The 23230-nt window shown below is 68.3% G+C and carries 19 protein-coding genes and 1 pseudogene; 3 read left to right on the forward strand and 17 right to left on the reverse strand.

What is annotated here, in order from left to right; all coding sequences use genetic code 11:
• The 6 genes from PO605_RS26395 to PO605_RS26420 are packed head-to-tail and all read right to left on the reverse strand — an operon-like array spanning position 1 to position 6884.
• Entirely contained in the window at positions 1 to 936 is a 936-nt protein-coding gene (locus tag PO605_RS26395) for a VOC family protein (protein ID WP_272207123.1), read from the reverse strand.
• 26 nt (positions 937 to 962) lie between these two features.
• Positions 963 to 1967, reverse strand: a complete 1005-nt coding sequence (locus PO605_RS26400; RefSeq protein ID WP_047325751.1) for a Bug family tripartite tricarboxylate transporter substrate binding protein — start codon at positions 1965 to 1967, stop codon at positions 963 to 965.
• A gap of 17 nt (positions 1968 to 1984) precedes the next feature.
• The gene (locus tag PO605_RS26405) at positions 1985 to 2992 is read right to left on the reverse strand and encodes an alpha/beta hydrolase (RefSeq protein WP_272207124.1); all 1008 of its coding nucleotides are present in this window, start codon (positions 2990 to 2992) and stop codon (positions 1985 to 1987) included.
• 10 nt (positions 2993 to 3002) lie between these two features.
• Positions 3003 to 4349, reverse strand: a complete 1347-nt coding sequence (locus PO605_RS26410; protein ID WP_272207125.1) for an amidohydrolase family protein — start codon at positions 4347 to 4349, stop codon at positions 3003 to 3005.
• Positions 4346 to 5848, reverse strand: a complete 1503-nt coding sequence (locus PO605_RS26415) for an FAD-dependent monooxygenase (RefSeq protein WP_272207126.1) — start codon at positions 5846 to 5848, stop codon at positions 4346 to 4348. Before PO605_RS26415 ends, PO605_RS26410 begins: the two co-directional genes overlap by 4 nt.
• 55 nt (positions 5849 to 5903) lie before the next feature.
• The gene (locus PO605_RS26420; protein ID WP_272207127.1) at positions 5904 to 6884 is read right to left on the reverse strand and encodes a porin; all 981 of its coding nucleotides are present in this window, start codon (positions 6882 to 6884) and stop codon (positions 5904 to 5906) included.
• Positions 6885 to 7254: 370 nt separating this feature from the next.
• Here PO605_RS26420 and PO605_RS26425 point away from each other — a divergent pair, with 370 nt between their 5' ends.
• Positions 7255 to 8187, forward strand: coding sequence for a LysR family transcriptional regulator (locus PO605_RS26425; RefSeq protein ID WP_074923092.1), 933 nt, complete (start codon positions 7255 to 7257; stop codon positions 8185 to 8187).
• A 73-nt stretch (positions 8188 to 8260) separates the two neighbouring features.
• Here PO605_RS26425 and PO605_RS26430 read toward each other — a convergent pair whose 3' ends face one another.
• Positions 8261 to 9403 (reverse strand): PA0069 family radical SAM protein, encoded by a 1143-nt coding sequence (locus tag PO605_RS26430; protein WP_272207128.1) that lies wholly within the window; start codon positions 9401 to 9403, stop codon positions 8261 to 8263.
• A 294-nt stretch (positions 9404 to 9697) separates the two neighbouring features.
• On the opposite strand from PO605_RS26430, the gene rnk reads away from it, so the two are divergent.
• Positions 9698 to 10102: a nucleoside diphosphate kinase regulator gene (gene rnk, locus PO605_RS26435; RefSeq protein WP_272207129.1), complete on the forward strand. Its 405-nt coding sequence runs from the start codon at positions 9698 to 9700 to the stop codon at positions 10100 to 10102.
• Positions 10103 to 10175: 73 nt separating this feature from the next.
• Here the strand turns inward: rnk and PO605_RS26440 are convergent, their stop codons facing one another.
• Positions 10176 to 11333: an acyltransferase family protein gene (locus PO605_RS26440; protein ID WP_272207130.1), complete on the reverse strand. Its 1158-nt coding sequence runs from the start codon at positions 11331 to 11333 to the stop codon at positions 10176 to 10178.
• Positions 11334 to 11502: 169 nt separating this feature from the next.
• On the opposite strand from PO605_RS26440, the gene PO605_RS26445 reads away from it, so the two are divergent.
• The gene (locus tag PO605_RS26445) at positions 11503 to 12099 is read left to right on the forward strand and encodes a GbsR/MarR family transcriptional regulator (RefSeq protein ID WP_012204320.1); all 597 of its coding nucleotides are present in this window, start codon (positions 11503 to 11505) and stop codon (positions 12097 to 12099) included.
• A 199-nt stretch (positions 12100 to 12298) separates the two neighbouring features.
• Here the strand turns inward: PO605_RS26445 and cydX are convergent, their stop codons facing one another.
• The 9 genes and pseudogenes from cydX to PO605_RS26490 form a co-directional block, all read right to left on the reverse strand.
• Complete coding sequence (cydX, locus tag PO605_RS26450) at positions 12299 to 12424, reverse strand: cytochrome bd-I oxidase subunit CydX (protein ID WP_012204319.1); 126 nt, start codon at positions 12422 to 12424, stop codon at positions 12299 to 12301.
• A 49-nt stretch (positions 12425 to 12473) separates the two neighbouring features.
• Positions 12474 to 13625, reverse strand: a complete 1152-nt coding sequence (gene cydB, locus PO605_RS26455) for a cytochrome d ubiquinol oxidase subunit II (protein WP_012204318.1) — start codon at positions 13623 to 13625, stop codon at positions 12474 to 12476.
• Between the two features lie 18 nt (positions 13626 to 13643).
• Positions 13644 to 15230: a cytochrome ubiquinol oxidase subunit I gene (locus tag PO605_RS26460; protein ID WP_016450181.1), complete on the reverse strand. Its 1587-nt coding sequence runs from the start codon at positions 15228 to 15230 to the stop codon at positions 13644 to 13646.
• Between the two features lie 41 nt (positions 15231 to 15271).
• Positions 15272 to 16957 (reverse strand): amino acid ABC transporter ATP-binding/permease protein, encoded by a 1686-nt coding sequence (locus PO605_RS26465; RefSeq protein WP_272207131.1) that lies wholly within the window; start codon positions 16955 to 16957, stop codon positions 15272 to 15274.
• Positions 16954 to 18609: a thiol reductant ABC exporter subunit CydD gene (gene cydD, locus PO605_RS26470; protein WP_272207134.1), complete on the reverse strand. Its 1656-nt coding sequence runs from the start codon at positions 18607 to 18609 to the stop codon at positions 16954 to 16956. Before cydD ends, PO605_RS26465 begins: the two co-directional genes overlap by 4 nt.
• A 292-nt stretch (positions 18610 to 18901) precedes the next feature.
• Complete coding sequence (locus PO605_RS26475; RefSeq protein ID WP_012204314.1) at positions 18902 to 19861, reverse strand: NAD(P)H-dependent flavin oxidoreductase; 960 nt, start codon at positions 19859 to 19861, stop codon at positions 18902 to 18904.
• A 60-nt stretch (positions 19862 to 19921) separates the two neighbouring features.
• Complete coding sequence (locus tag PO605_RS26480) at positions 19922 to 21712, reverse strand: acyl-CoA dehydrogenase (RefSeq protein WP_272207132.1); 1791 nt, start codon at positions 21710 to 21712, stop codon at positions 19922 to 19924.
• 97 nt (positions 21713 to 21809) lie between these two features.
• Positions 21810 to 22952, reverse strand: a complete 1143-nt coding sequence (locus PO605_RS26485; protein ID WP_016450177.1) for an ABC transporter substrate-binding protein — start codon at positions 22950 to 22952, stop codon at positions 21810 to 21812.
• 155 nt (positions 22953 to 23107) lie between these two features.
• A pseudogene (locus tag PO605_RS26490) lies at positions 23108 to 23230 on the reverse strand (electron transfer flavoprotein subunit alpha/FixB family protein); the annotation flags it as partial.

A 23230-nucleotide genomic window follows, 5' to 3' on the forward strand; every position in this document is an offset into this window, starting at 1 on the left:
TCAAGCGCAAGGCTCGTGGTTGGTAATGAAATCCTCAGGAAGCGCCGGTCCCCAGACATACAGCGCATCCTCCGGTGAGTGGTCGGCGGCTGGCCACAGGCTGCCCGCCGGCACGAAATCTATGTCGAACGAGTATTCGGCATAGCTGCCCCAGGGGTCACGCACGTAGTGGAAGTAGTTGGAGCCCAGCACATGGCGCCCCAGGCCCCAGCCCTTGTCGTAGCCGGCCCCGCGCATCTGCTCGGCGCCGCAGCCGACCTCGTCGATGCTGGCCACGTCCCAACTGCTGTGGTGCAGGCCTGGCGCATGCGATCGGGCAAAGGCCACGAGATGGTGGTCGCTGCCATGGACCCCATGCAGGAAGGCGATGCCATCGCCAGAGCGGTCCGACAGCCTCAGGCCCAGCACCTGCTCGCAAAACCGGACCATGCGCGAGACATCGGGCGTGAAGAACAGCACATGGGACAGATGCCGGGGCCGGACCTGCTCCACCCGGCTGCGCGCGGGCGCCGCGCCGCGACCCGGCTGCGGCGCCATGGCGGGCACCGGCCTGCACTTGGCGCCGGGCGACACCTTGGGGGCAACCACGAGCTGCACCAGTACGCCATCGGGATTGCGCAGCCACAGCCCCTCGCCGTCCGACAGCGCATGCGGGGCTGCCGCGATGCCCTGCGCAGCGATGCGCTCGCGCATGGCCTCGGCATCATCGTCGAAGATGCCAAAGCGCACATATTCCAGCTTCTTGGCCCGCCCCGAGGCGTATACGCTCGCCCAGCAGTGATGCGAACCGAAGGTATGCAGATCCAGGCGGCCATCGGCCGGCCGCACGTCCAGGCCGAAGTGCCGGTAGAAATGCAATGCCTCGCCCAGATCGGGCACGGAGAAGACGAAGCGGTCCACCGAATGCACGGCGGCCAAAGGCGGTGTGAGGATCATGGCTGCTGCGCGCCTGGCGCCGTGGGTCATTCGGGGCGGATGCCGATGTCGTGCATCACCTTGGTGAAGGTCTGGATCTGCCGGGCCAGCTCGCGCTGGTGCTCGGCCGGCGAGCTGCCGATGGGCTCGAAGCCCTTGTCGCTGAGGCTGCTGGCCACGCTCGGATCGCGCAGCGCATCGCGCAGCAGCGTATTGATCCTTTCCACCACCGCCTTGGGCGTGCCGGCCGGCGCATAGGCGGCGAACCAGGGGCGCATGTTCAGCACCGGATCGGTGTAGCCCAGCTCCTTGAAGGTGGGCACCGTGGGCATCAGGGCCAGGCGCCTGTCTCCGTTGACCGCGTAGGCCTTCATCGCACCCTTGTCGGTCTGGGCCTTGGCCACGAGCACGCTGGCCATGGCGAACGACAGGTTGCCACCCAGCAGATCCTGCACCACGGGCGACTCGCCCTTGTAGGGCACGGTGACCACGGCGAACCGGTCGATGCGCCCCAAGGTGGCAATGGCGATGTGCGAATAGGTGCCGTTGCCCCAGGTTCCGAAGGAGACACCGCCCTTGTCGGCCCGCGCATAGGCGACGAACTGTGCGAGGCTGCTCGGCGGCATGGCCGCATTGCCCACCAGGATGGCCGCTGCCGAGGCGATCAGGCCCACGGGCTGGAAGTCGCGCACGGGGTCGTAGGGCAGCGATTTGAACAGGCCCAGGTTGTTCACATGGGACTCCATGTTGGTGATCAGCACCGAATAGCCATCGGGGGCCGAACCCCTGACGTTCTCGGCCGCAAGAATGCCCGATGCGCCGGGCCGGTTGTCAACGATGACCTGCGCACGGCTCTGGCGCGTGATTTCAGCGCCCAGCACGCGCGCCACATAGTCGAGCGCGCCGCCCGCGGCAAAGGGCACGACAAAGCGTATGGGCTTGGACGGGTATGGCACATGGGACTGGGCCTGGACCTGCCCTGCCGCGCACAGCAGCGCACTCGCGACCAGCAGGGCACGGCGAAAAGGTTTCTCGTGAAAATCGGGGGTCATCTCTGTCTCCTTGGTTGTCATGGCTTGCGCGGAACGGAACGCAAGGCCCGATCGGGTGAAACCCGTGGCGCCTTGCTGCCCAGGCAATCCGCGAAGGCCTGGCAGATGCGGTCGCTGGCCCTTCGCGCCGCTTGCGAGACCTGGAAAAAGCCCAGGAACGGATGGAACATGTCGCCAAAGCACAGCCGTTGCACGGGCACGCCGGCCTCGGCCAGGCGGCTGGCGTAGGCGCTGCCTTCTCCGAACAAGGGGTCATGCCCGGCCAGCGCGATGACGGCGGGCGGCAGCCCGGCCAGGCTGCCCGCCCGCAGCGGAGACGGCGGAAACGCACCGGCCTCGGCCATGCGCGCGCCCATGTACAGGCGGGTGATGTCGCGCAGGTCGGCCGGCGTCAGCATGGGGTGGTCGCTGCGGCGCGCCTGCAGTGCCTCGGTATCGCGGGCCATGTCCACACCGGGCACCACGAGCAGTTGTGCGGCCAGCGCCCATCCACGGCGCTGCAGCACGATGGCCGTCGAGGCGGCCAGGTTGCCTCCGGCGCTTTCTCCGGCCACGGCCACGCGGGCCGGATCACCGCCTAGCTCCATGACCTGGTCCATGGCCCACAGCGTGGCGGCGATGGCATCGTCGTGCGCTGCGGGAAACGGATGCTCTGGCGCCAGCCGGTAGCCCACCGAGACGATGACCGCCCCCACGTCGCGGCACAGCTTGCGCGCGATGTCATCCATGCATTCGATGCCGCCCAGCACAAAGCCTCCGCCATGGAAGAACACCACGGTGGGCCGGGGCACCGTATCGGCCTCGGGGCGATAGATGCGCACGGGCACGGTGGTGACGCCATGCCGTGCCAGCCGGTCCTGCGTGCAGGCCACGGGCACGGGCGGCGCCGCTTGGCGCATCGCCATGACGGCCGCGCGCAGGCGTTCGCGCGCCTGCGCCGGCGTGCCCGAAAACGGTGGCACGGCGCCTCGCTGGCGCGACGCCTCGACGATGGCGGCCAGTGCGGGGTCCAGGGGCATGTCCATGCCGGCCTCCTTAGAGCGTGTTATGCAGTCCCAGCACATGGGCCTGCGACACGAACGCGCGCTGGCGCAGCGCATCCAGATCGACATGGAGCATGCGGCCATGGCGCTTGACCGCCCTGCCCGCGACGAAGACGCTGTCCACATTGCCCGGATGGGCAGCCAGCACCACCGCGCCCACGGCGTCGCAGACGGGCGCCAGGTTGATGTCGTCGGTGCGGATCAAGATGACATCGGCCTGCTTTCCAGGCGTCAGCGAGCCGATCTTGTGCGACAGGCCCGTGGCATGTGCACCGGCCACCGTGGCGAACTCCAGCACATCGCGCAGCGAAAGAGTAGGCGGCGCGTGCTCCACGCGGCAATGCCGACCACCCATCCAGGATCGGTAGTAGGCGAAGGCATGGCGCATCTGCGTGAACATGTCGCCCGAGCATTTGGTCTCGGTGTCGCCGCTGAGGCTGGGCCGGATGCCCACGGCCAGCATGCGGTCGAACGGTATGTCGCCTATGCCCTGGGCGTTCATCTCGCAGTGCACGCCCAGCGAGGCACTGACCCCGGCATCGGCCATCATCGCAATCTCGTCGGCGCCGCTGAAGCAGCAGTGCACAAAGGTCAGGTCATCGCCCAGCACGCCGGCCTCGTGCATCTGCGCGATCGCCCGCACCTGCGCATTGCGCGCATAGGCCCCCATGTGGATGGTCGAGCGCAGTCCCAGCTCGCGCGCCAGCCGCAGATCGTCCAGCCAGACCTCGCGCCGCGCCATCTCGGGGCCGCGCCCGGCCATGGCCAGCGTCAGCAACTGGTCGTCGCTGGAGAAATAGCGGGCGCGCAGCCGCCTGATGTCCTGCGGATGTCCACGCTGGCTGTCAAACATCCACGACGCGCCATCCACCAGCGGCCAGCCATGGGCGAACACACCACGGATGCCCGCCTCGCGCAGACCCAGGATGGCGGCGTCGGCATGCTCGGGCGAGTTCTGCACATGCGACCAGTCGAGCATGGTCGTGATGCCGCCATCCAGAGCCGACACGGCGCCCAGCAGCGTGCCCACATGCACGTCCTCGGCGCGGTAGCCGGCCCCCCTGGCGCCCAGCATCTCGGCGAAGTAAATCTGCGGATCGATGTCCGCGTAGCAATGGCGCACGCAGCTTTGCCAGGTATGGCGGTGCGTGTCCACAAAGCCCGGCAGCACGATGGTGTTGCGCGCATCGATGCGCTGGGCATGCGGTGCCTCGATGCGCGGGGCCACGGCAGCGATGCGCTCGCCCTCGATCAACACATCGCCGCTGCGCAGCTCACCAATGCCCGGGTCCATGCTGATGATCCAGCCGCCGCTCAGCAGCAAGCATTCCTCGCTCATGCCGCCACCTTCAGCCAGCGGGCCAGTTGCGCCTGCACTTCGCCGGGCCTGGCCAGGCCGTCACTGGCCCAGGCCACATAGGCGTCAGGCCGCACCAGCAGCGCCTTGACCTGGGCCATGGACGCCGGCGCATGGGCGGCGCGGGCCTGCAGCACCGTGACGGGCAGGCCCTGCACATCGAGATCCGCGAACTGCCGGCCCGTGCCGTCCAGATCGAGCAACAAAAAGTGCCGCCCGCGCAGCAGTTGCGTGACGCTGGCCGAGCGCCCGTCCAGCAGCAGCAGATCGATATCGGGCATGCGGTGGCCGGCCAGCGCATGGCTGCCCGGCTCGCTGCGGTATGGCGCCTCCAGGCCGCACAACTCCAGCACCAGCTTGCGCTGTACATCGGGCAGGGGAACGATGTGCTGGGCCATGCGCCGTTTGAGCGCCACCGCCTCCGGCCCGAAGCTGAACTGCAGCGCGCACTGCGCCTTCACGCTCTCCAGCAGCGCGTGCATCACCGGCAGCCGCTCGCTCTCATAGGTGTCGAGAACGGCATCGCCGGCCAGACCCCTGACCACGAGAGCGAGCTTCCAGCCCAGGTTGAAGGCGTCCTGCAGGCAGAAATTCATGCCCACACCGCTGGATGGATAGTGGATACGCGCGGACTCGCCGACCAGCAGCACCCGCCCCTGCCGCAGTTGGGGCACGGCCCGCATCTGGTCGTCGAAGCGCGAAGCCCAGCGCAAGCCCTGGATGCCGTAGTCGGTGCCGTGCACGTCGCGTATGCACTGCAGCGCCTCCTGCAGCGTGACGGGCTCGTCCTTGGGCGCATGCATGCGCTCGCGGTGCACGATGTTGAACCGCGTGATGCCCTCGCCAAACGCATAGCCCCGTACCCAGCCCAGTTCGTTGTCCGCATTGAGCCGTCCGCCGGGCCAGGGCGCGGTCAGTTGCGCATCGATCACCATGCCCCGGAACGTGCCCGGCCGGCCCTCGAATGCAATCCCCGCCTGGGTACGCACCACGCTGCGTCCCCCATCGGCCCCGACCAGATACTTCGCCCTCAACGTGGTGACGGCGCCCTGGGCTTGCTGCGGGTCTTGCACGTCCACTTCCACACCGTCGGCATGCTGGCGCAGTGCCGTCACCTCCATACCCCGGCGGATCTGCGCCCCGCACTCTTGCGCCCACGCCCAAAGAAGATCCTCGGTCATGTTCTGGGGCAGGCCCAGCGTGAAGCCGAAGCGCGTGTGCAGATGGCGCCATTCGATGGGATGAAAGCCCGCCCAAATGTGCGATGGCCGGAACGGATAGTCCACGATCTCACGGGTCTTGCGGATGAATCGGTCCGCAATCCCCCGCGCGTCGAACAACTCCAGCACCCGGGGCAACAGGGTGCCCGCACGCGACTGCACGCCCTGCGTGCGCCTTTCCAGCACCAGCGTGCGCGCGCCGGCCCCCGCCAGTTCGGCCGCCATGGTCAGCCCCGACGGGCCCGCTCCCACCACAATCACATCCCACTGCATCGCATCGCCCCCATTCACATCGAAAAACCTGTGACCCACCGGCCTAGAAGGCGTGCGTCACGCCCACTTCCAGCGCCAGTTGGCGCCGCCCCGAGGCCGGAGCCTGATTGCGCATCACGGCCTTTTGCCCCTCCCCGGCCTGCTGCACCACGCCCAGCACATACAGGCTGGTTCGCCGCGACAGCGCGTAGTCGGCATGGGCGTGCGCCTGGCTCCAGCGGTAGGAGGCCAGCCGCGTGAACGCATAGCCGCCGCCCACGCGCAGCGCCGGCGTCACATATTTGTAGAAGCCCAGATCCAGGGTCTGCGCCCGCTCACGCCGGCCCAGGGCCGACAGGCGCGTATGGCTGTAGTTGCCCATCCAGCGCCAGCCATCGCGGGTGTAGGCCAGGCCCGCCGTACCGGTCTCCTGGTCCTGGGAGATCGCTGTGGCCGGCGCCTGGCTGAAGTCCTGGCCGTACAGCCGCGGCACGCCCAGCCTCAGCCCGGGCGCGTAGGGAACGCCCTTGACCGATTCCCAGATGGCCACCGCCTGCAAGGGGCCATCGCTGTAGCCCAGTTGGGCGCCCACCACTCGCCCCGTGTGGGTGGCTGAATCCCGCTCCGCCGCGCCGTACATCGCGCCGAACTGCCAGCCGCCGCGCACGGGGGACTTGTACTTGAGCGTGTTGTTCAGTGCCGTGCCCACCGTGCGGTCCAGATTGCCTGGATGGGTGGCCAGCAGCGAGGTGAACCGCTCCGAGGTGAAGGGCACGGCGTCGGCCAAAAGGTCGTACATCGCCCCCATCGTGAAGCTTCCCCAGGTGGCCGAAGTCAGGCCCACATAGCTCTCCAGTGGCGCCATGGTCCCCGTATCGGTGAATACGTACTGGCTCCAGCGGAAGATGGCCGACAGACCGCCTCCCAACGACTCGCGCCCCGACAGCGCGATGGAGGGCGCCGCATGGGTGCCCGTCTGCTGCAACTTGCCGCCACCGTCCGAATCCCGGGTATAGAGCACGCCGGCGCCCAACAGGCCCGACAAGGACAGGCTCGATGTCAATGGCTGCCCCTGGGTTTGGGTTTGGGTTTGGGCTTGGGTTTGGGTTTGGGTTTGGGCCTGCGTCACCGGCTGGGACTGGGCAGCTACCGGCAGCCCCGTGCCGGCGCCGCACAGGCCCGCCATCAGGCACAGGCCGCTGCGCACGCGAGCGTCAGGGAAAAGAGGGCGTGGTCCATCGCCCGATTCGCGTCGTGTAGGCAATCCGAACATGTATGTCTCCGAAATGGATGCGCCCTGCATGGAAGCGCCTGTGGTTTTGCGGGTCCGGAGCGGATGATCGACCTCGGGAAGACATACGTAAAATTTATTGTTTAAATTCAATCCATTTGCACAGCAAATACGGAGACGCGCCATGCGCTTTCACAAGCTCGACCTGAACCTGCTGGTTGTCCTCGACGCCCTGTTGGCCACGCACAGCGTGAGCAAGTCCGCCGAGCGGCTTTTCCTGAGCCAGCCCGCGACCAGCCTTGCGCTGGGGCGGCTGCGCGACTACTTCAAGGACGAGCTGCTGGTTTCAGTGGGCAAGACCCTGGTGCCCACGCCGCTGGCCAACGAGCTGGCCAAGCCCGTGCGCGACGTGCTGCTGCAGATCCAGACCATCGCGCATGCCCGGCCCTCCTTCGATCCGGCCACCTCGCAGCGGCGCTTCACCATAGAGTCCTCCGACTACGTGATCAGCGTGCTGCTGACACAGGTGGTGCGACGGGCCGCCACCCTGGCGCCGCTGATGCAGTTCGACCTGCGCGCCATCAGCCCGCAGACGCCCGAACATCTGGACAGCGGAGAGGCCGAGCTGCTGATCGCCCCCGAATTCGCGAAAGTGGCAGGCCACCCCTTCGAGCCTTTGTTCGAAGATGGCTTCTCCTGCCTCGTCTGCGCGGACAGCCCGCTACTCGACGGCCCGCTGACGCCGGCACGGTATTTCGATGCGGCCCACATCGGCGTGGAATGGGGTGGCGGCAGGCGCACCACGTTCGACGCGCGGCTGATGTCCACCGGCAAGCGCAGCCGCCGCCAGGAAGTGATCGCCCCCAACTTCACCCTGCTGCCGGAGCTGCTCGTGGGCACGCAGCGCATTGCCACACTGCCCACTCGCCTGGCGCAGCACATGGCGCGGCGCTTTGCGCTGCAGGTGCTGCAGTGCCCGGTGGAGATTCCCCGGTTCACGGAATTGTTGCAATGGCACAAGCACCAGGAGCGAGATCCGGCCATCGCCTGGCTGCGTTCCCTGATCCGCGATGCCGGCGCCAGCCTGGACCGGCTCGCCCCGGGCGTGGGACATTGAGCTGGTGTGGGCTGTGGCATGGTGGGCTTGCGCTCGCCACTGGCAGCCGCCCTGCACGCTCAAAAGGGCCGTTTCAGAACAGGCTGCGCTGCGGCAGCAAAAGCGACGGGTGGTAGAGGCTGCAATCGAGCCGCAGCGGCTCGCGGTTGAATCCATGCCGACGGCAGGCCAGGGCAAAGCGCTGGCGCAGCAGCTCGGCCCAGTGGCCAGTACCTTTCATGCGCTGGCCGAACTCGGCGTTGTACACGCGGCCGGCCTCGCGCTGCTCGCCCTGGATGCCGTGCAGGTCGCGCACGCGCTCCATCACGCGGCGGGCGCGGTCGGGGTAGTGCACCTGCAGCCATTGCTCGAACAGCGGCGCCACTTCCCAGGGCAGTCGCAGCACGGCATAGAAGGCGTGGCGCGCGCCTGCGCCGGCGGCCGCCTCCAGCACCTTCTCCAGGTCTTCGTTGATGAAGGGAATCTGCGGTGCCAGGCTCACGCCCACGGGCACGCCCGCCTCGGTCAGCGCGCGGATGCTGCGCAGCCGGCGGTGCGGCGCGGCGGCGCGCGGCTCCAGGTGGCGGGCCAGGTCGGCATCCAGCGTGGTCAGCGTGATGTGCACCGAGGCCAGGCCCTGGCGCGCCAGCGGGGCCAGCAGGTCCAGGTCACGCTCCACCCCGCTGCCCTTGGTGACGATGGAAAACGGGTGGCGCGCCTCGGCCAGCACTTCGATGAGGCGGCGCGTCAGCCCCAGTTCGCGCTCCACGGGCTGGTAGCAGTCGGTGACCGAGCCCAGCATCACGGGCGCGGCCACATGGCTGGCGCGCGACAGCTCGGCGCGCAGCAGCTCGGGCAGGTTCTGCTTGGCGATGAGCCGGGTCTCGAAGTCCAGCCCTGGCGACCAGCCCAGGTAGCTGTGCGTGGGCCGGGCATAGCAATAGATGCAGCCATGCTCGCAGCCCCGGTAGGGATTGAGCCCCATGTGAAACGGCAGGTCGGGCGACTGGTGGCGGCTCAGCGCCGAGCGGGCCTGCTCCCAGCGCAGTTCGGTGCGCAGCGCAGCGGCTTCCTCGCCTTCGGCCGGCGCCTCAAGGCTGCCCCAGCCGTCGTCAAACGCCTCGCGCGGGTCGGTGGTGAAGCGGTGGGCCAGTTGGCTGGCTGCGCCCCGGCCCTTGATGGCGTGCAGGGGCACCCGGGCCGTGTCGTGATGAGGCGTGGGAGGACTGGGAAGCATGGAGAAACTGTATAAAAATACAGCCATACCGCCAAGCACTCCCCGCATGCCTGCAGTTGCGAAGTGGGTTTTGCCGGCTTGGCAAGTGCCCACGCCAATCCGCACCGCACCGTGCGGGTTCGCTTGGCAGAACCCACACGGGCCTGCACAATGGGCCTATCGCACCAACTTGGTGCTTTTCTCTTTTCTGAAGATGCCTTGGCCCGGACAACCGCGTTGCCCGGGCTTTTGTCCGTTTGGGCGCCGCTGCCCTTCACTGCAGCCACGGCGCAAGCACACAAGGGAGCCAACACCATGGAGCGCAAGCCCCACATCATTCTTTCGTCCCTGGACCTGGAACGCATCGAGGCCCTGCTGGACAAGCAGCCCGCCTTTCCCGGCCGCGAGGCGCTCGAGGCCGAGCTGGACCGCGCCGACGTGCTCGAGCCCAAGGAAATGCCGCCCAACGTGGTGACCATGAACTCCACCGTGCGCTTCACGCTGCTGGAGTCGGGCAAGTCCAATACGCTGACCCTGGTCTATCCCAAGGAGATGGACGGCAGCGCCGACAAGGTGTCGGTCTTCGCGCCCGTGGGCATTGCCCTGCTGGGCCTGAGCGTGGGCGACCAGTCGCGCATGGCCGGCCCCTCGGGCCAGGTCACCGTGCGCGTGGATGCCATCGAGTTCCAGCCGGAAAGCGCAGGCGAGCTGCACCGTTGAACGCCGACCGGCGTGAAGCGAAAAAGGCAGCCAACCGGCTGCCTTTTTTGTTTACGGACTGATGCACAGCGCCTCAGCGCAGGCCTGCCAGAAACGCCGCGATCAGGCCGGTGCCCACCAGGCCCGCCTGCCAGCGCAGCGCCATGTGCCAGCTGGGAACGTGGCGCTCCACGCGCTCGTACAGCAGGTGGCCGGCCGCAATCGACAGCGCAAAGGCCGTGCACATGCCCAGCAGGGCGGCGGGAATGGAATGTGGCCAGAAATGGCTTTCCACGGCATTGACCAGCAGGCAGACCGAGAAGTGCACGAGAAACACCGAGTACGAAATCTTGCCCAGCCGGCGCAGCGGCGCCCAGCCTTGTGCCTGCGCAAACGCGGGGCTGCGCATGGCCACGACCAGGGCCAGCGCCGTGGCACCGGCCAGCGCGATGCGGTCGCGCCACTCCACTGCCAGCGCCGCCACGACCAGGGCCGCGATCAGCAGGGACCAGCTCCAGGCCGTCGAGGACTGGTCCGCATGCGCGGCCCAGTAGGCCAGCATGCCCAGGCCGTAGGCGCCAAAGAAGTACGGAGCCCACACATCCCATTGCGCATCCAGATTGAAGCCCAGCAGCGAAGCCGCCACGCCGATCACCACCAGCGCCTGCGCCACGCTCAGCGCCCAGGGCCAGCAGCGTGACAGGGCGTCGCCGCCAAAGCGGCGGCGCAGCAAGGCACCGCCCCAGCGCGTGCCGGCCAGCAGCAGCGCAGTCAGCGCAAAAAGCTGGAAGTCGATGGACACATACCAGACGCCCGCGGACAGCGACTCCTCGCCCACGATGTTCTGCAGCAGCAGCGCATGCGCCACCAGTTGCCAGAGATCGGGCTCGCCGGAGACCGATGCATGGTCGAACCAGGGCCGCACGGCCGCCGAGACCACGACGGCCACGACCAGGGCCACGGCATAGGGCACGACCAGGCGCACGAAGCGGCGCCCGATGCGCGACCACGGATCGCTGTGCAGGCCGTGGCCTTGCGGCGCCATGCTGGCTGCCGCCAGGTAGCCGCCCAGCACCAGGAAGATCTGCACGGCCATGCGCGCATATTCATAGAGCCAGTCGATGAGGTCCGGCGCGGCCGGATGGGCGATATCGGACATGGGGCCGTAGAAGGCCAGGTGGTGCCAGATGATGGCGGCACAGGCCAGGCCCTTGGTGCAGTCGATCAGCGCACTGCGGCTAGCGTGGGACATGGGGCAATCTGCAATCTGCGAACGGGTCGGGAAGCGGGAGGCGTTGGGCCCGGGCCGCCTGGCCGCAAGCCCGCAAAGGCGCCATTGTGCGCCTTTTGGACGCGACTTGCAGAAAGCTGACACATCGCTTCCCAAGCCGCCCGGAGCGTGCCGCGCACGCGCAGGCACAATGCATGCCATGACGCAATCCAAACCTCTTCCGGCGTTGAACCGGCAGTTTGTCTCGCACTTCGGCGAGATGGGCAGCCGCTGGGGCATCAACCGCACGGTAGGCCAGATCTACGCACTGCTATTTCTTTCGCCCGAGCCGCTCAATGCCGACCAGATCGCCGAGACGCTGGAGTTCTCGCGCTCCAACGTGAGCATGGGGCTCAAGGAATTGCAGGCCTGGCGCCTGGTGCAGTTGCGCCACCAGCCCGGCGACCGGCGCGAGTATTTCGAGGCGCCGCAGGATGTCTGGGAAATCTTCCGCCGCCTGGCCGAGGAACGCCGCCGCCGCGAGATCGAGCCCACCCAGTCCATGCTGCGCGCCGCCATGCTGGAGGAAGTCACCACCGAAGAGGAACGCTACGCCCAGCAGCGCATGCGCGACATGTACGAGCTGATCGACCGGCTCATGAACTGGTTCGACGACGTGCAGCGCCTGTCACCCGAGACCGCCATGCAGCTCATGGGCATGGGCACGGCCGTGACGCGGCTGCTGGATCTGAAGGACCGCATCACGGGCGGCAAGGGCCGCGCCAAGGCGGATGACACCGACGATTGAACCTGGCAAGCCTGCGTACAAAAATGAGCTCCCGAGGGAGCTCATTGTGTTTACAGCAATGCTTCATTGGCGGTAAGCGCGTGCAAAAACTGGCGTAGCCCAAAGCGAGGGACACCGAGCAAGGGCCGCCCCCGCAGCGAGGGTGTCGCCCCCCTCCCGAAGAGAGAGGGGGAAGGCGCGAAGCGCCTCAGGGGGAGCTTTATTTCTCCCGGGCCAGGAGTTCGCGGCGCGTGGCCTCGTCGTCCATCAGTTCGTACCACATCGCGTTGAGCACCGCGAAGGCGGCCGCCAGCGGCAGGCCTAGCAACCAGGCGAAGTACCACATGGTGTTGTGTCCTTTCTTGACGTTGACTGTCGTTTCTTGATTCGGTGGATCAGTACGAGTGGCCACGGCCCTCGATGATGGCCATCGGGTCGACCTTGCCGCGCAGCACGCTGTAGACCCAGCTGGTGTAGGCCACGATGAGGGGCACGAAGATCAGCGCGCACACCAGCATGATGAACAGCGTCACATGGCTGGACGAAGAGTCCCAGACCGTGAGGCTGTGCTGCGGGTTGAGCGACGAGGGCAGGATGAACGGGAACATGGACGCCCCCACGCTGGCGATGATGCCGGCAATGCCCAGGCCGCTGGACAGCAGGGCCAGCCACTCGCGGCGCAGCCACAGGCCCAGCGCCGCCAGCAGCGGCATCAGCAGGCCGATGGCCGGCACGGCCCAGAGCACGGGCCGGGCCTGGTAGTTGGCGAACCAGGCGCCCGCCTGCAGCGCAGCCGTCTTGAACAGCGGGTTGGACGGTCCGGTGGTGTTGATCTCGCTGGTGATGCGGTAGCCATTGAGCGCGGCCAGCCACACGCCGGCCGCCGCGAACAGCACCGTGGTGGCGACGGCCGCCACCATGCCGAAGCGGCGCGCGCGCGCGGCCACATCGCCCTCGGTCTTGAACACCAGCCAGGACGCACCATGCATGAGCAGCATGCACAGCGAGACCAGGCCGGCCAGCAACGCAAACGGGTTGAGCAGGCCGAAGAACGTGCCCTCGTAGTAGATGCGCATGTCGGGCGCCAGGCGGAAGGGCACGCCCTGCAGCACATTGCCAAGGGCCACGCCGAAGATCAGCGCGGGCACCACGCCGGCCATGCACAGCACGGCATCCCAGCGCGCGCGCCAGGCCGGCTCCTCGCGCTTGCTGCGGAACTTGAAGGCCACGGGCCGCAGGATCAGCGCCACCAGCGCCGCGAACATGGCCAGGTAAAAGCCCGAGAACGAGACCGCGTACAGCTGCGGCCAGGCCGCAAAGATGGCGCCGCCGCCCAGGATGAGCCAGACCTGGTTGCCTTCCCAGACCGGGCCCAGAGAGTTGATGACGACGCGGCGCTCCACGTCGGTCCTGGCCGCCAGCGGCAGCAGCGCGGCAGCGCCCAGGTCAAAGCCATCGGTGACGGCAAAGGCGATGAGCAGCACGCCCAGCAGGCCCCACCACAGCAGGCGCAGGATGTCGTAGCTGATCAGTTCGTGAAGAATCATGGTGACAATCTCCCTTGGTCATTGCCCGCGGGCGAGTTTTTGCATCAGAGGGAAGTAGGTGGTCAGGTGCGGTGCGCTTTCCTCCTGCGGTCCCTTGCGGATGGCCTTCACCATGAGCTTCATCTCGATGACGAAGAGCACGGAGTAGATGGCGATGAAGCCTGCAATCGTCAGCAGCAGCGTGCCCGCGCCCAGGTTGGAGACGGCCAGCGCCGTGGGCAGCACGCCTTCGATGATCCAGGGCTGGCGGCCCACCTCGGCCACGATCCAGCCGCACTCGGCCGCGATCCAGGGCAGGGGAATGGCGATCACGGCCAGCTTGAGCATCCACGGATGGGCGTCCAGCCTGCGCCGCACCGACAGCCAGAAGAAGGCCGCCGTGAGCGCGATGAAGAACATGCCCAGCCCCACCATGATGCGGAAGGCCCAGAACAGCGGCCCCACGGCCGGCACGGTGTCCCAGGCGGCCTGGGCGATCTGCGCGTCCGTGGCCTGGCGCGGGTCGTCCACGTAGCGCTTGAGCAGCAGCGCGTAGCCCAGTTGCCCGCCCTTGTCCTCGAAGACGGCCTTGGCCTCGGCCGGCACCTGGCCCGTGGGGCCGGCGGCGCGGATGGCCTCCAGCGCGCCATAGGCCTCGATGCCGTTGCGGATGTACTGCTCGGTGCGCTGGACCAGGTCGTTGATGCCGGGGATCTCGGTGGTCAGCGAGCGCGTGCCGATCAGGCCCATGACCCAGGGAATGTGCACGGCGTAGTGCGTCTCGCGTGCGGCCTTGTCGGGGAAACCGAAGGCCGTGAAGGCGGCCGGTGCGGGCTCGGTATCCCACATGGCCTCGATGGCGGCCAGCTTCATCTTCTGGTGCTCCGACGACAGGTAGCCGCTTTCATCGCCCAGCACCACCACCGACAGCGCGGCGGCCAGGCCGAACGAGGTGGCCACCGTCATGGAGCGGCGCGCCAGCTGGATGTGCCGGCCCTTGAGCAGATACCAGGCCGAGACGCCCAGCACGAAGATGGCCGCCGTCACGTAGCCTGCCGAGACCGTGTGCACGAACTTGGCCTGGGCCACGGGGTTGGTCAGCACCGCGAAGAAGTCGGTGACCTCCATGCGCATGGTCTGCGGGTTGAACGCCGCGCCCACGGGGTTTTGCATCCAGCCGTTGGCGATCAGGATCCACAGCGCCGAGAAGTTCGAGCCCAGGGCCACGCACCAGGTGGTCACCAGGTGACCGACCTTGCTCAGGCGGTCCCAGCCGAAGAAGAACAGGCCCACGAAGGTGGCTTCGAGGAAGAAGGCCATCAGCCCCTCGATGGCCAGCGGCGCGCCGAAGATGTCGCCCACGTAGTGGCTGTAGTAGCTCCAGTTCATGCCGAACTGAAACTCCATCACGATGCCCGTGGCCACGCCCATGGCGAAGTTGATGCCGAACAACGTGCCCCAGAACTTCGTCATGTCGCGCCAGATGGTGCGGCCCGTCATCACGAAGACGGTCTCCATGATGGCGATGATCACGGCCAGGCCGATGGTCAGCGGCACGAACAGGAAGTGGTAGAGCGCCGTTACCGCGAACTGCAGCCGCGATAGATCGACGATGTCGAGGTCCATGGTGAGATCCTTTCTCTCGGGGTACTTGGTGAAATCCTTGATCAGCCGTCCTGCCGCAGGCGCGCCAGGGCCGCCTCGAACGGCGGTGTGCCGCGCAGCGCCTCGGACACCACGCGGCCCTGCTCCACCCACAGCAGCCGGTCGGCCAGTTGCGCCTCCCGCAGCTTGTGGGTGGCCAGCACCAGGGTGCGGCCCCGGGCTGCACTGTCCAGCCGCACCAGCAGGTCGGCGGCCGTGCGTGCATCCAGGCCTTCGGTCACTTCGTCCAGCAGCCAGCAGCGCGCGGGGCTCAGCAGCAGCCGCGCCAGCGCCAGGCGCCGTGCCTGGCCGCCGGACAGGCCCAGCCCGCCCTCGCCCAGCCGCGTGTCCAGACCCTGCGCCATGGCCCGCACATCGCCGGCCAGCCCGGCGACTTCCAGCGCCGCCCACAGCGTGTCCTCGGCGGCCTGGGGGCAGGCCAGCAAAAGGTTGTCGCGCAGGCTGTCCTCGAATAGTTCGGTGCGCTGCGTCATCCAGGTGCAGCGCCGGGCACGCACGGCGCCGGCCAGCGGCTGGAGCTCGCCGGCCATCAGGGACAGCAGCGTGGTCTTGCCCGCGCCGCTGGCGCCCAGCAGGGCGACACGCTCGCCCTCGGCGATACGGATGTCCTGGGCCAGCACGGCGGCACGGGGTGCCACGACCTGCTCCAGCTCAACCGCCAAGCCCTGCCCGGGCGCCGCCGGTTCGCAGGCGCCTTGCGCAGCGCCGTCGCGCAGGGCAGGCGCCAGCCGGCGCGCGGCCAGCCAGCTGCGGCCGGCCTCCAGCGCGCCACGGCGCAATGCCGCAAAGGGCTCCATGGCCGTCAGCGCCAGCAGCAGGGCCAGCGCGGCCACGGGGGCGCCCAGCAGGCCGGCCTCGGCCAGCCAGCCTACGCCCAGCAGCACACCGGCCAGGGCCAGGGCGCCGCACAGGCCTTGCACGAAGGAGGTTCGGGCCTCCAGGCCGTGGAGTGCGGCGTCGGCCTCGGCCACGCGGGCGTCCAGGGCGGCAATGCGTTCGCAATGCGCGGCCAGGGTGCCGGCCATGGCCAGCTCCGCCTGCCCGGCCACCAGGTCGGCCGTGCGGGCGCGCAGGGACTCCAGCGCCAGCGCGCGGCGCACGGCGGGCCGGCGCGCACTGCGGGCCAGCCACAGGGCGCTGCCCAGGCCCGTGGCCAGCAGCCACGCAGCCAAGGCCAGGCCCAGCCACCAGCGCATCAGGCCCAGCGCCAGGGCGGCCACCAGCGTGGCACCGGTGGCGGCCAGCAAGGGGACGAACAGGCGCAGGTACAGGCTGTCCAGCGCATCCACGTCGGCCGTCAGCCGCTGCAGCAGGCGCGCGGGCCGCAGGCGCAGGCTCAGGGCGGCGGCGGGAGTGGCCCAGCTGCGCAGCAGCCGCTCGCGCAGGGCGGCCAGCACGGCCAGGGTGGCGTCATGGGTGACCAGCCGTTCGGCATAGCGGGTGCCCGTGCGGCCCAGGGCCAGCAGGCGGATGCCGGCCGAGGGCATGAAGACGTCGAAAACGATGGCCGTGGCCGGCAGCAGCCCGGCCAGCGCCGTGGCCGTGATGAACCAGCCCGACAGGCCCAGCAGCGCCATGCCCATGAGCACCGTGAGCAGGGCCAGCAGCGCGCCACCCAGCCACAGGCGCCGGGGCGCCATGCGCGCCAGGGCGGCAAGCACGGGCCGGAGGGTGGAGCGGGGCTTCATGCGGCCAGCTCCTGCGGGGCGGCATGGCCCGCCAGCTCCACCACGCGGTGCATGGCGGCGGCCAGCTCGGCATCGTGGGTGGCGACGATCAGCGTGCGCCCGCGCGCCAGTTGCAGCAGGGCATCGGTGACCTGGGCGGCCGTGGCCGGGTCCAGGTGGGCCGTGGGTTCATCGACCAGCAGCAGGCCTGCATCGCGCGACAGGGCCAGGCGCGCCAGGGCCAGGCGCACGATCTCCCCGCCCGACAGGCCGGCTCCGCCCTCGCCCAGCGTGGCGCCGGCACGGGCCTCGGCCAGCTTGCCCAGACCGGCCAGCCGCAAGGCCTGGCGCAGTTCGCCGAAGGTGAATCCCGGGCGGCCCAGCCGGAGGTTTTCGGCCACCGAGCCGGCGAACACATGGGGGCTCTGCCCCATCCAGGCCATGCGCGCGCGCAGCCGTCCGGCCGATTCGCCGTCGAGCAGCTGGCCGTCGATATGGATGCGCCCAGGCTCGGCCACCGGCAGCAGGCCGGCAATCTGCGCCAGCAGCAGCGACTTTCCGCTGCCGCTGGGGCTCCACAGCGCCACATGCTCGCCAGGCCGCACGTCCAGCGTGAGCGCCGGCAGCGTGACCGCGCCGCCTGGCGCCTGGGGCCGCACCTGCTCCAGGTGCAGGGCGCAGGCCTGGCCGGCCGCCCTGCCGGGCGCAGCCAGTGCGCCGGGCAGCGGCTGCGCATCGCGGCCCAGATCGCCCAGGGCCTGCAGCGCAGCCTCGCCGCTGGCGCGGTCGTGCCAGACGGCAGACAGCTCACGCAGGGGATCGAAGAAGCTGGGCGCCAGCAGCAGCACGAACAGCGCCTGGCCCAGGCTCAGTGTCTGGCCCCAGCTGCCAAAGGGCAGATGGCCCAGCAGGTGAAACCCCACGTAGACGGCCACCATGGCCACGCCCAGGGCCGAGAACAGTTCCAGCACCGCGGAGGACAGAAAGGCGATGCGCAGCACGCGCATGCTGCGTTCGCGCAGGGATTCGGCATTGGCGCGCAGCCGCTGCGCCGTGGCATCCACCGCGCCCAGGGCGCGCAGGGTGGACAGGCCGCGCAGGCGATCGAGCAGGAAGGCGTTCATGCCGCCCAGCTCCACCATCTGCGCCTGGCTGGCCGCCTTGGCGCGCCAGCCGACGATGGCCATGAACAGCGGGATCAGCGGCGCGGCCACCACCAGGATCAGCGCCACCACCCAGCTCTGGCTGGCCACGGCCAGCGCAATCACCAGCGGCACGGTGCGCACGCGCCACATGGCGGTCTGGTAGCGCGACAGCCAGGGCACGATGGCCTCGGCCTGCTCGGCCATGGCGCTGGCCGCCTGGCCCGAGGCCGCGCGCTGGCGGTCCAGCGGCGAGGTGCCCGCCAGCGTGCGCAGCACCTGCGCGCGCAGCGCGCTCACCAGGCTGCGTGCCTGCAGATTGGCGCGGCGTGTGCCGCTGGCATCGCACCAGGCGCGCAACCCGCCCAGCAGTGCCACGCCGGCCGCAAGCTGCCACAGTGGCCACAGTGGCCACAGCGGCTCCACGCCCGCGCCCGCGCCATCGGCCATGGACTGCACGGCCAGCGCCAGCAGCGCCGCCTGGGGCAGCCACAGCAGCGAGGCCAGCACCAGGCGCCCCGTACCCGCCATCGGACGACGCGCCAGCTGGTGGAACTCAGGCAATGACGGGGTACAAGGTTTGTTCATTTATTCTGTAATTTCAGTATTTACTGAAATTACGCAAAGAATTCTAAACAAACTTGCTCCAGGCAAGTCGCTCGTAGGGGGAAGCCGAGTGAAGCAGTCAAGCGTGCGCAAGGGGTTTTGCGCAAACAACTTCGAGGACCGGACCCGCACAGCGTGGGTAATACCCAAAGAAAACGGCGCCCGAAGGCGCCGTCTGGCAGAGTAGGAGAAGAGCCCGTCCTGGGCTCTGCCGACCTTACGGGGTGGACAGCAGGCGGTCGCGCGCCTGGTTGTATTCACGCTTGAGACGCTCCACCAGCTCGCCCGCACCCGTGACTTCGCGAATGGCGCCAATGCCCTGGCCGCAGCCCCAGATGTCCTTCCAGGCCTTCTTGGCGTCGCCGCCGAAGTTCATCTTGCTGGGGTCCGATTCGGGCAGGTTGTCGGGGTCCAGGCCTGCCGCACGGATGGACGGCGCCAGGTAGTTGCCGTGCACGCCCGTGAACAGGTTGCTGTAGACGATGTCGTCGGACGTGCCGTCCACGATGGCCTGCTTGTAGGCGTCGTGCGCACGCGCCTCATGCGTGGCGATGAAGGCCGAGCCGATATAGGCGAAGTCCGCACCCATGGCCTGGGCCGCGAGGATGGCACCGCCCGAGGCGATGGAGCCCGACAGCGCCACGGGGCCGTCGAACCATTCGCGGATCTCCTGGATCAGCGCGAACGGGCTCTTGACACCCGCATGGCCTCCCGCGCCCGCCGCCACGGCGATCAGGCCGTCGGCCCCCTTTTCGATGGCCTTGTGCGCGAACTTGTTGTTGATGATGTCGTGCAGCACCACGCCGCCCCAGCTGTGCACGGCCTGGTTCACGTCCTCGCGCGCACCCAGGCTGGTGATGACGATGGGCACCTTGTACTTGGCGCACATCTGCATGTCGTGCTCGAGCCGGTCATTGCTCTTGTGCACGATCTGGTTGATGGCGAACGGCGCCGAGGGCCGGTCCGGATGGGCCTTGTCCCAGGCGGCCAGGGTCTCGGTGATCTCGGCCAGCCAGTCTTCGAGCTGCTCGGCCGGGCGCGCGTTGAGCGCGGGCATGGAACCCACGATGCCGGCCTGGCACTGGGCGATCACGAGCTTGGGGTTGCTGATGATGAACAGCGGCGAGCCGATCACTGGCAGGGCCAGTTTCTTCAGCGCCGGGGGAAGCTTGGACATGCGTTGTCTCCGTTGGTTCTCGGTGTCTCTGTCTGCGTTGTGCCGTGCGCAAGCGCCGGGTCAGAAGGCGTCCATGGGCAGTGCCATCACGCTGCCTGCGCCGTGCACGATGGCATCGCGCAGGCCCGCCGCCTTGACGAGGATGTGCTCGGCATAAAAGCGCGCCGTCGCAATCTTCGCGCGCATGAAGGCCTCGTCCTGTCCCTTGTGCAACAGCTGCTCGGCCGCCAGCAGGGCGCGGCCCATCTGCCAGCCTGCCACCAGGTTGCCCGCCAGCATCAGGTAGGGAACGCTGCCGGCGTACACGGCATTGGGCTCGGCCTTGGCCTGGCCCGAGACGAAGTGCACCGCCTCCGCGAAAGCCTGGCGCGCGGCGGCCAGCTGGCGGGCCACGGCCAGTGCCTCGGGCGTGCCGCTGGCGGCCAGCTCGGCCTCGGTCTTCTCGATCTGGCCCGCAATGGCCAGCGCGGTCTGGCCGCCATCGCGCGCCGTCTTGCGGCCCACCAGGTCATTGGCCTGGATGGCGGTCGTGCCTTCGTAGATGGTCAGGATCTTGGCGTCGCGGTAGTACTGGGCGGCGCCCGTCTCCTCGATGAAGCCCATGCCGCCGTGCACCTGAACGCCCAGGCTGGTGACTTCCAGGCTCATCTCGGTGCTGTAGCCCTTGACCAGGGGAACCATGAATTCATAGAAGGCCGCATTGGCCTCGCGCACCTGGGCATCGGCATGGTGGTGGGATGCGTCGTAGGCCGCGGCGGCCGTGGCCGCCATGGCGCGGCAGCCCTCGGTGTAGGCGCGCATGGTCATGAGCATGCGGCGCACATCGGGGTGGTGGATGATGGTGGCGCTGGCCTTGACGCTGCCGTCCACGGGGCGGCTTTGCACGCGCTCGCGGGCATAGGCCACGGCATGCTGGTAGGAGCGCTCGGCCACGGCAATGCCCTGCACGCCCACGGCGTAGCGGGCCGCGTTCATCATGATGAACATGTATTCGAGGCCGCGGTTTTCCTCGCCAACCAGATAGCCGATGGCGCCCCCGTTGTCGCCGTACTGCAGCACGGCCGTGGGCGAGGCCTTGATCCCCATCTTGTGCTCGATGCTCACGCAGTGCACATCGTTGCGCGCGCCCAGCGAGCCATCCTTGTTGACCAGGAACTTGGGCACCACGAACAGGCTGATGCCCTTGACACCCTCGGGCGCCCCGGCCACGCGGGCCAGCACCAGATGGACGATGTTCTCGGCCATGTCGTGCTCGCCATAGGTGATGAAGATCTTGGTGCCGAAGACCTTGTAGCTGCCATCGGGCTGCGGATCGGCCTTGGTGCGCACCAGGGCCAGGTCGGAGCCGGCCTGGGGCTCGGTCAGGTTCATGGTGCCGGTCCACTCGCCGGTCACCAGCTTCTCGAGATAGGTGGCCTTGAGCTCATCGCTTCCGGCCGTCAGCAGGGCCTCGATGGCGCCGTCGGTCAGCAGCGGGCACAGCGCAAAGCTCAGGTTGGCGCTGTTGAGCATTTCCACGCAGGCCGCGCCAATCGTCTTGGGCAGGCCCTGGCCGCCAAAATCCTGCGGATGCTGCAGCCCCTGCCAGCCGCCTTCGGCGTACTGGCGAAAGGCCTGCTTGAAGCCCGCCGTGGTGGTGACCACGCCGTCCTTGAGGCTGGAAGGCGCCACGTCGCCCGGCAGGTTCAGAGGTGCCACCACGCCTTCGCACAGCTTGGCGCATTCCTCCAGCACGGCCTGGGCGGTCTCGAGGCCAGCCTCCTCGAAACCGGGCAACTGCGCCACCTGGTCGATCTGCGCCAGATGCTCCATGGCGAACAGCATGTCTTTGAGGGGAGCCGAGTAAGTCATTGTTGAACCTTCCTGAACAGAGCCTGGACCGCCGGCGCGCAGCGCGCGGCGACCTGGGACAGCGGGCGCGCCGCCACGGCACTACTGCATTGCTGCGTTATTGCGTGACGCGGCCCGATGCGTTGACGATGGACAAATCCACGAATTTCGAGCCCGCCTGCGAGCCCGGACGATAGGTAACCCAGTAGCCGCCCAGATCGAAGGCGTCCAGGCCGCGCAGCGAAGCGGCCAGCTTCTCGCGCGTCAGCGGCTGGGTGCGGCGCATGGCCTCCACGATGACGCGGGCGTTCACATAGCCTTCCATCATGGCGTAGCTGACCGGCACGGTCAGCGACTTGCCGGCAGCGGTGGCCGCGTCCCTGAACTCCTTGTTCAGGCGCATGGTCACCTTGTAGGGACTGGGCACGACCTGGGCAATGGACAGGCCGCTCATGAACTCCACGGGCAGGCGCTTGGCCAGTTGCTCGATATCGGCTTCGGACGTCGCGTAGATCTGGGCCGTGCCGCCCGCCATGCGGTACGCCTCGACGAAGGCCGAGGTCACGGGGCTGGAGGCCACCACCATCACGGCCTGCGCCGAAGGCTGGGCCTTTTGCAACTGGGACACGGCCTTGTCCATGGCGCCCTTGCCCGTGCTCAGCGAGGCGCTGACCACCAGCTTGGCCTTGGAAGGCGCAATCGCCTTGTCCACGAGTTCAGCCACGGCCTTGGCATCCGGGCGCTCGTCATGCAGCAGGGCCAGGCGCGTGATGCCCACGGTGGCCAGGTGCGAGGCGATCTTGGCCATTTCCTCGGGCAGGTTGGCGCGGGTGCTGAAGATCTGGGGATGGCTCAGCACCCGCGTGTCCGTGCTCTGGTAACCCACCAGGGAGATCTGGGACTGGTCGAGCAGCTTGCTGTCCAGCAGCGAAGCCATGTTGCGGTTGCCGAAATAGCCGGCCAGCACCACGGGCTTGGACTCGTCCAGCAGCTTGCGGGTCTTGTCCACGGTTTCATCGGGGTGGCCCACATCGTCCACCGTGACCAGTTGCACGGGCTGGCCCTGCACGCCGCCGGCCTTGTTGATCTGGTCGAAGTACAGGCGCATGCCCTGGGCATAGGCCCGGCCCTGCGTCGCGCCGGCTCCCGACATGGGTGCCACCTGCCCCACCACCCAGGCATTGGCCTCGGCGGCCAGCGCCATGGCGCCACAGACAAAGGCCACGGCCGTGCGGGCCAGGCGCAAGCGCATCATCTTCATTTCAATCTCCCTCTCGGTTCATGCCATTGCCAGCACCCGCTGGCGGCCAAAGCCGTTGTTGTAGTCGTTGCCGCGAACCATGACCAGCGGGCCATCCCGGCATCCGTGACGGAAAAAGAGGGGCCTTGTGCCCCTCATTTTTCAGCTTTGGTCGCTTACAGCGCCTGCACCAGCTCGGGCACGGCCTGGAACAGGTCGGCCTCCAGGCCGTAGTCGGCCACCGAGAAGATCGGTGCCTCGGGGTCCTTGTTGATCGCCACGATCACCTTGGAGTCCTT

Source organism: Delftia sp. DT-2 (assembly GCF_028401915.1).
Classification (GTDB): Bacteria; Pseudomonadota; Gammaproteobacteria; order Burkholderiales; family Burkholderiaceae_C; genus Comamonas; species Comamonas tsuruhatensis.

Coding starts and splice junctions, on each gene's coding strand:
- PO605_RS26395 (WP_272207123.1), bottom strand. CDS start 936: ATGATCCTCACACCGCCTTTGGCCGCCGTGCATTCGGTGGACCGCTTC.
- PO605_RS26400 (WP_047325751.1), bottom strand. CDS start 1,967: ATGACCCCCGATTTTCACGAGAAACCTTTTCGCCGTGCCCTGCTGGTC.
- PO605_RS26405 (WP_272207124.1), bottom strand. CDS start 2,992: ATGGACATGCCCCTGGACCCCGCACTGGCCGCCATCGTCGAGGCGTCG.
- PO605_RS26410 (WP_272207125.1), bottom strand. CDS start 4,349: ATGAGCGAGGAATGCTTGCTGCTGAGCGGCGGCTGGATCATCAGCATG.
- PO605_RS26425 (WP_074923092.1), top strand. CDS start 7,255: ATGCGCTTTCACAAGCTCGACCTGAACCTGCTGGTTGTCCTCGACGCC.
- PO605_RS26430 (WP_272207128.1), bottom strand. CDS start 9,403: ATGCTTCCCAGTCCTCCCACGCCTCATCACGACACGGCCCGGGTGCCC.
- rnk (WP_272207129.1), top strand. CDS start 9,698: ATGGAGCGCAAGCCCCACATCATTCTTTCGTCCCTGGACCTGGAACGC.
- PO605_RS26440 (WP_272207130.1), bottom strand. CDS start 11,333: ATGTCCCACGCTAGCCGCAGTGCGCTGATCGACTGCACCAAGGGCCTG.
- PO605_RS26445 (WP_012204320.1), top strand. CDS start 11,503: ATGCATGCCATGACGCAATCCAAACCTCTTCCGGCGTTGAACCGGCAG.
- cydX (WP_012204319.1), bottom strand. CDS start 12,424: ATGTGGTACTTCGCCTGGTTGCTAGGCCTGCCGCTGGCGGCCGCCTTC.
- cydB (WP_012204318.1), bottom strand. CDS start 13,625: ATGATTCTTCACGAACTGATCAGCTACGACATCCTGCGCCTGCTGTGG.
- PO605_RS26460 (WP_016450181.1), bottom strand. CDS start 15,230: ATGGACCTCGACATCGTCGATCTATCGCGGCTGCAGTTCGCGGTAACG.
- PO605_RS26465 (WP_272207131.1), bottom strand. CDS start 16,957: ATGAAGCCCCGCTCCACCCTCCGGCCCGTGCTTGCCGCCCTGGCGCGC.
- cydD (WP_272207134.1), bottom strand. CDS start 18,609: ATGGCGGGTACGGGGCGCCTGGTGCTGGCCTCGCTGCTGTGGCTGCCC.
- PO605_RS26475 (WP_012204314.1), bottom strand. CDS start 19,861: ATGTCCAAGCTTCCCCCGGCGCTGAAGAAACTGGCCCTGCCAGTGATC.
- PO605_RS26480 (WP_272207132.1), bottom strand. CDS start 21,712: ATGACTTACTCGGCTCCCCTCAAAGACATGCTGTTCGCCATGGAGCAT.
- PO605_RS26485 (WP_016450177.1), bottom strand. CDS start 22,952: ATGAAGATGATGCGCTTGCGCCTGGCCCGCACGGCCGTGGCCTTTGTC.